Annotated in this window: 5 protein-coding genes; all 5 read right to left on the bottom strand. The window is 60.6% G+C overall.

Annotation, left to right across the window (positions count from 1 at the left end; all coding sequences use genetic code 11):
• Nucleotides 1-80: 80 nt before the first annotated feature.
• Nucleotides 81-260: a hypothetical protein gene (locus BZL43_RS01155; RefSeq protein WP_095630600.1), complete on the bottom strand. Its 180-nt coding sequence runs from the start codon at nt 258-260 to the stop codon at nt 81-83.
• Nucleotides 257-1,387, bottom strand: a complete 1,131-nt coding sequence (locus tag BZL43_RS01160; RefSeq protein ID WP_095630601.1) for a PepSY domain-containing protein — start codon at nt 1,385-1,387, stop codon at nt 257-259. Before BZL43_RS01160 ends, BZL43_RS01155 begins: the two co-directional genes overlap by 4 nt.
• Nucleotides 1,388-1,464: 77 nt before the next feature.
• The gene (locus tag BZL43_RS01165) at nt 1,465-3,894 is read right to left on the bottom strand and encodes a TonB-dependent siderophore receptor (protein ID WP_095630602.1); all 2,430 of its coding nucleotides are present in this window, start codon (nt 3,892-3,894) and stop codon (nt 1,465-1,467) included.
• 220 nt (nt 3,895-4,114) lie between these two features.
• The gene (locus BZL43_RS01170) at nt 4,115-5,086 is read right to left on the bottom strand and encodes a FecR domain-containing protein (protein WP_095630603.1); all 972 of its coding nucleotides are present in this window, start codon (nt 5,084-5,086) and stop codon (nt 4,115-4,117) included.
• Nucleotides 5,083-5,601, bottom strand: a complete 519-nt coding sequence (locus tag BZL43_RS01175) for an RNA polymerase sigma factor (RefSeq protein WP_095630604.1) — start codon at nt 5,599-5,601, stop codon at nt 5,083-5,085. Before BZL43_RS01175 ends, BZL43_RS01170 begins: the two co-directional genes overlap by 4 nt.
• Nucleotides 5,602-5,883 lie beyond the last annotated feature (282 nt).

Raw genomic sequence — 5,883 nt, forward strand, 5'->3', positions numbered from 1 at the left:
GCCCGCGAAAGCGGAGTGCCAGTCGGCATCAGCGTTGAATGACACTCCGCTTTCGCGGGCAAGCCTCGCTCCTACCGTTTTTAGCGGTGTTGCAGAAATCCGCGCAAGGCGAGGACGGCGGGGATGCCCAGCCCGAGCCAGCTCAATGCATCCCACACGCCATCGCCCAGCAACGCGGCAAACAGCCCCGCGGCGCTGAGCAGGGCGATGACGGTGGGCGTGGCGAAGACCTTCCAGAAGCTCGACTGTCTCGGTCTCATGCCGGACTCTCCACGTTTTCAAGTACCGGTTTCGCCACCTTGCGCCGCACCACCCACAAATAGACCCCACTGCCGAGCACAATGATGGTCAGCACATCGAGGGTCGCCCAGAGGATTTTCATCGGCATACCGCCGTAATCCCCGAAGTGCAGCGGCTGCGACATGCCCATGGCGTCCATGTACCACGGCCGCTCGGCAACCGCGGTGACTTGCAGAGTGCTAGCGTCGATCAGCACCGGGGTCAGCAGGTGCGAGGTCAGGTGGGTGCTGCCTTTCATGAACACAGCGTAATGGTGTTCGCTGGAAAACCGCGTACCGGGGAAGGCGATGAAGTCGGGCTGCATGCCCGGTGCGACTTCCTTGGCGATGTCGAGCAAGCGGGTGGCGGGTGCCAGTTGTGTCAATGGCGGCGCGTCGCGATACGGCGCAACCATCGCACTCAGGCTGTCGTTGCGCCACGCTTCGATCAACAGGTCGGCACAGGCGCTGATCACGCCCGTCACGCCGACCACCAGCGCCCAGGTCAGCGTCACCACGCCAATCAGGTTATGCAGATCGAGCCAACGCAAGCGGGTGGATTTGTCGTGGCGCACGGTGGCGAATTTCAAACGGCGCATGAACGGCAGGTACAGCACCGTCCCGGAAACGATCGCCAGCACAAACAGAATTCCCATGAACGCCAGCAGCAACTTGCCCGGCAGGCCGGCGAACATGTCCACGTGCAAACGCAGCATGACCATCATCAGCCCGCCATTGGCCGAGGGCATTTCCAAGGCTTCACCGGTGCGAGCGTCGAGCATGAAGGTGTGGGACGAATTCGGCTCGGTGCCGGCGGTGGGCGCCATGATCGCGATCATGCCGTTAGGGTCTTCGTCGTCGTAGCCGAAATACTGCATCACCTCGCCGGGGCGATGCTTTTCAGCCGCTTGCACCAGCTGCGCCAAATTCAACTGCGGGGTGTCCGCCGGCATTTGCTTCAGTTCAGCAGCATCGCCCAGCAAGTGGTCGATCTCGTGGTGGAAGATCAGCGGCAGGCCGGTGAGGGCCAGCATCAGCAGGAAAACCGTGCAGATCAGGCTGGTCCAGGTATGAACGAATGACCAGCGGCGGATGGTTTTACTTTTCATTTCACTTCATAGCCTTCAGAAATACCAAAGCCGTCCAGGCAGGACGGCTCGGGTCTTGGGCGTGTCAGTTCAGGCGATTACCACTTGTACGTAGCACTGGCGACAACGCTGCGTTGGTCGCCGTAGTAGCAGTAGAAGCTGTCGCAAGTGGAGATGTAGTCCTTGTCGAGCAGGTTGGTGGCATTCAATGCCAGTGACGCGCCTTTCAGACTGTTATCCAGACGGCCCAAATCGTAATGAACCGCCGCATCGAACACCGTGTAGGCATCAGCCTTGCCCAGCCAGGTGTTGCCCTGGTCGCCATAAGTATTGCCGGTGTAGCGTGCGCCGGCACCGATGCCGAACCCATTCAGTACACCGTTGTGCCAGGTGTAATCAGCCCACAGAGAAGCTTGCTGGTTAGGCATCAGTTGCAGACGATTGCCCTTGTAGTCACCCTTTTGCACTTCGGACTTGGCCAAGGTATAGGCGGCGATGACTTTCAGGTTGTCGGTGACGTCGGAAACGGCTTCCAGCTCCAGGCCCTTGACCTTCACTTCGCCGGTCTGGCTGGTAATCGAGACGTTGTCCGAGTTGGTCGTGGTGACGGAGACGTTTTTCTGGGTCAGGTCATAAACCGCAGCCGTCAGCAGGGTGTTGCTGCCTGGCGGTTGGTACTTGATGCCCAGCTCCCATTGCTTGCCTTCAGTGGGCTTGAATGACTCGGTCGGCGATGCCGTGGCTTTGCTCGTCGGCTGGAACGACTCGGCGTAGGACAAGTAGGGCACGAAGCCCGAGTCGAACACATAGCTGATCGCTGCGTTGCCGCTGAATTTCTTGTCCCGTTCGGTATTGGTGGCATCACCCTTGTTGAAGAATTTGGTGCCCGTGTGGACCCAGTCCTCACGACCGCCGAGGGTCAAGCGCCATTGGTCGAGGGCCATTTGGTCCTGGACGTACAAACCGGTCTGGTAGGTCTTCTGGTCATAGTCATAGAACGCCGTCGAGCGCGGCGGGCGAACGATTGGCTGGCCATAGATCGGGTTGTTGACGTTAGTCGTCAGACCGTCACCGTAGATCGAGAGGTAGTTGGTATTGGTGCGCTGGTGATCGAGGCCGATCAACAGGGTGTGACGGATGTCGCCGGTCGCGAAGTCGCCCTGCAAGTTGTTATCCACGGCGAACTGGCTGATGTCCTCCTCGACACTGGTGCTCGAGCGGCCAACGTTGCCCTCGGCATCCACTTGGGTGAACGGGTAGGCGCCGGGGGTGAGGGCCTGGAAGGACAGGTCCGACTTGGTGTAACGCAGGTTCTGCTTGAACTGCCAGACATCATTCAAGCGATGTTCAAAGGCGTAACCCAGTGCGTAATAGGTGCGGTCGTAGTATTCCCAGTCCGGGTCACCGAGGTTTTTGTGATGGGAAATATCGCCGAGCGGCGAGTCGATCTTCGTGCCTTGCACTGGCAGGAACTGGCTGGTGATGCCTGTGTCGTCGCGGGTAAATTGCGTCAGCAACGTGAACTTGGTGTCCGGGTCGATGTTCCAGGTCAGGCTCGGTGCAATGTTGTAGCGTTTGTCGTCGATGTGATCGATCTGTGTGCCGCTGTCGCGCAGTACACCGCTCAGGCTATAGATAAACCGACCTTCGTCATCGATCTTGCCGGTGCTGGCGAAGTTGATTTGACGATGGTTGTCGCTGCCGTATTGCAGCTGGATTTCATTGCTCGATTCGGCGCTGGGACGGCGGCTGACCATGTCCAGCAAACCGCCCGGCGGGGTCTGGCCGTAAACCGAAGAGGCCGGCCCGCGCAACAGGGCGAGGCGCTCAAGGTTCCAGGTTTCCTGTTTCGGATTGGCGTACACGCCTTTTGGCAGTGGCAGGCCATCGAGGAATTGCGTCGGTTCGAAACCGCGCACGAGCAACCAGTCGGCGCGGGCGTCGCTGCCGTAGCTGCTGGCAACGATGCCAGGCATGTAGCGCACAGCGTCATCGAGGTTTTGTACACCGCGATCTTCCATTTGCTGGCGGGTAGCGACGGAAATCGAACGCGGCGCTTCGACGAGCGCGGTGTCGGTCTTGGTGCCCGCGGCGGTGCGCGTGGCCACGTAACCTTCGACCGGGCTCCAGGCAGTTTCCGCATTTTCCAGGCCAATGACGGCGGTTTCCGGCAAGGCCATCACGCCCTCGGGCACGGCCACCAGGCTGAAGGTGCCGGCGCTGCTCTGTTCCAGTTGCAGACCGGTGCCACGCAGGGCTTCACGCAGGGCGCCGGTGGCGTCGAACTGGCCCTTCACCGGGGCCGAGCTCTTACCCGCCGCCAGCGACGGATTCAACGACAGCGCCAGACCGGCCTGGCTGGCAATCTGGTTCAGGGTGCTGGCCAATGGCGCAGCCGGCAGGTTGTAGGCGCGAACGCTGGACGCCTGTTCGGCGGCCATCAGTGGAGCGCTGGCCAAAGGGGCGAAAAGGGCGATGGCGATTGCCAATAAACGGGGGCGCAACACAGTGTCTAGCGAACGGGACATACAGCGGCTCCTGAATGGAAATATTTCTCAATTGCCTGTGTGCCGGACGAAAAACCAAAAGTGATAGGGCAAGATGAAAATAATTTCTATTCAGTAAACCAGTCACTAAGGGATCGTTCCCACGCTCTGCGTGGGAATGCCTCAATGGATGCTCCGCGTCCGCTTCGGCATGTGACGCGGAGCGTCACGGGCTGCATTCCCACGCAGAGCGTGGGAACGATCATTTAGCGTCAGTTTTTGCTGCAACCGTTACCCACCACGGCGTGTGCTGTTCGATCTGCACCGGCAGGGTCGGTAAAAGTGCACTCAGCGCCTTGTCAGTATCGTTCAGCGGAAAGCTGCCGGTGATGCGCAGGTCGGCGATGTCTGGGGCAACACCAAGATGCCCGCGACGATAGCGCGCGAGTTCCTGGACCAGATCTTCCAGCCGCGCGTTGTCCACCACCAGCATGCCGCGAGTCCAGGCATCGGCGCCGAGGTTGAGGGCGATGATCGGGTCCAGGCCATTGCTGCGCATCAGTACTTGCTGGCCTTCGCGCAGAATCTGTTCCTCGAGGCTCGATTCGGGATGGGCGGCGACCGCTGATTTCAGCACGCTCAGGCGCGTGCCTTGGTCTTCACGCTTGACCAGGAACCGTGTCCCCAGTGCTCGCATGCTGCCTTCGCGGGTCTCGACAATAAACGGCCGCGGATCGCCATGACCGGTTTCGACGAGGATTTCCCCTTCCAGAAGGACGATCAACCGCTGCTTCTCATCGAAGCGCACATCCACTGCGCTGTGGGTGTTGAGGTTGATCAGCGTGCCGTCAGTCAGGCGCAAGGTTCGCTGCTCGCCGGTGGCGGTGCGCTGGTCGGCCAGCCAATAGTCGATCGGCAGATACCGATCACCGGCGAACAGCGCCAGGCCAATCACCGCGACAATGCTGGCCAGACCGCTGCCGAGCTTGCGTACGCGCCTGCGAATGCTTTCACGCGATTGCAGCAAGGCGGTGCGGGCCGGGCCGTTGGCGACGCTGAAACGCTGGTCGAGCATCCCCAATTGACGCCAGGCCCGCGCATGTTCTTCGTGGGCGGCATGCCATTTGGCGAACTCTTCTCGCTCGACTGCATTGCCGGAGTCCAGCGACAGTTGCCAGGCAATCGCGGCGTCCAGCACCTGGGCCGACACGGGCCTGGAATTGACCGGGCTCATACCGGTTCACCGTAAAGCGCGATGTAGCACTGGCGAATGCCCTGGGCCAGATATTGGCGAACCCGCGGCACCGACACCCCCAGACGCTGAGCGATTTCGGCGTGACCGAGACCGTCGAGACGGTTATAGAGAAACGCCGCCCGAGCCTTGCTCGAGAGCTTGCCCAGCAAGTGGTCGATGGCTTTGAGGTCTTCGAGGATCAGTTGCTGTTCCTCCACAGATGGCTGTTCGCCTTCGGGAATCAGCATCAATTCGGTGAGGTAGGCCTGTTCCAGTGCGGCGCGGCGGAAATAGTCGAACAGCAGGCCCTTGGCGATCGCCACCAGAAATGCCCGAGGTTCGCGAGGCGCCTTCAGCTCGTCACGGCCCAGCAAGCGCACGAAGGTGTCCTGGCTCAGGTCTTCGGCCCGTTGCGGACAGGCGACGTTGCGCCGCAGCCAGGCTAATAGCCAACCGCGATGGTCGCGATACAACGCACCAACGAGCTCACTCTGGGGGCTTTGGACTGACGACACGCAACATCACCGAAGGGGAAGTGTTAAGTAACGAGAATTGTTCGCGATTGTGGCAGAGGCGGGGGAGGTAAGCAATTGGCGCTGGTCGGGCGGTTTTTGCGAGGAGTGAATTCAAGTCAGACCGAGTTATCGTTCATCGCGGGCAAGCCACGCTCCCACAGGTTTCGTGCCGTTTGCGAAATCGGCGGACGACGAAAAACCTGTGGGAGCGTGGCTTGCCCGCGATGGGGCCCGAACAGTCACCGAAAATCTAGAAGGACGGAGCCTGCCGCCGCCGCTTCC

Source organism: Pseudomonas sp. PICF141 (assembly GCF_002286815.1).
In the GTDB taxonomy this organism is placed as follows: domain Bacteria; phylum Pseudomonadota; class Gammaproteobacteria; order Pseudomonadales; family Pseudomonadaceae; genus Aquipseudomonas.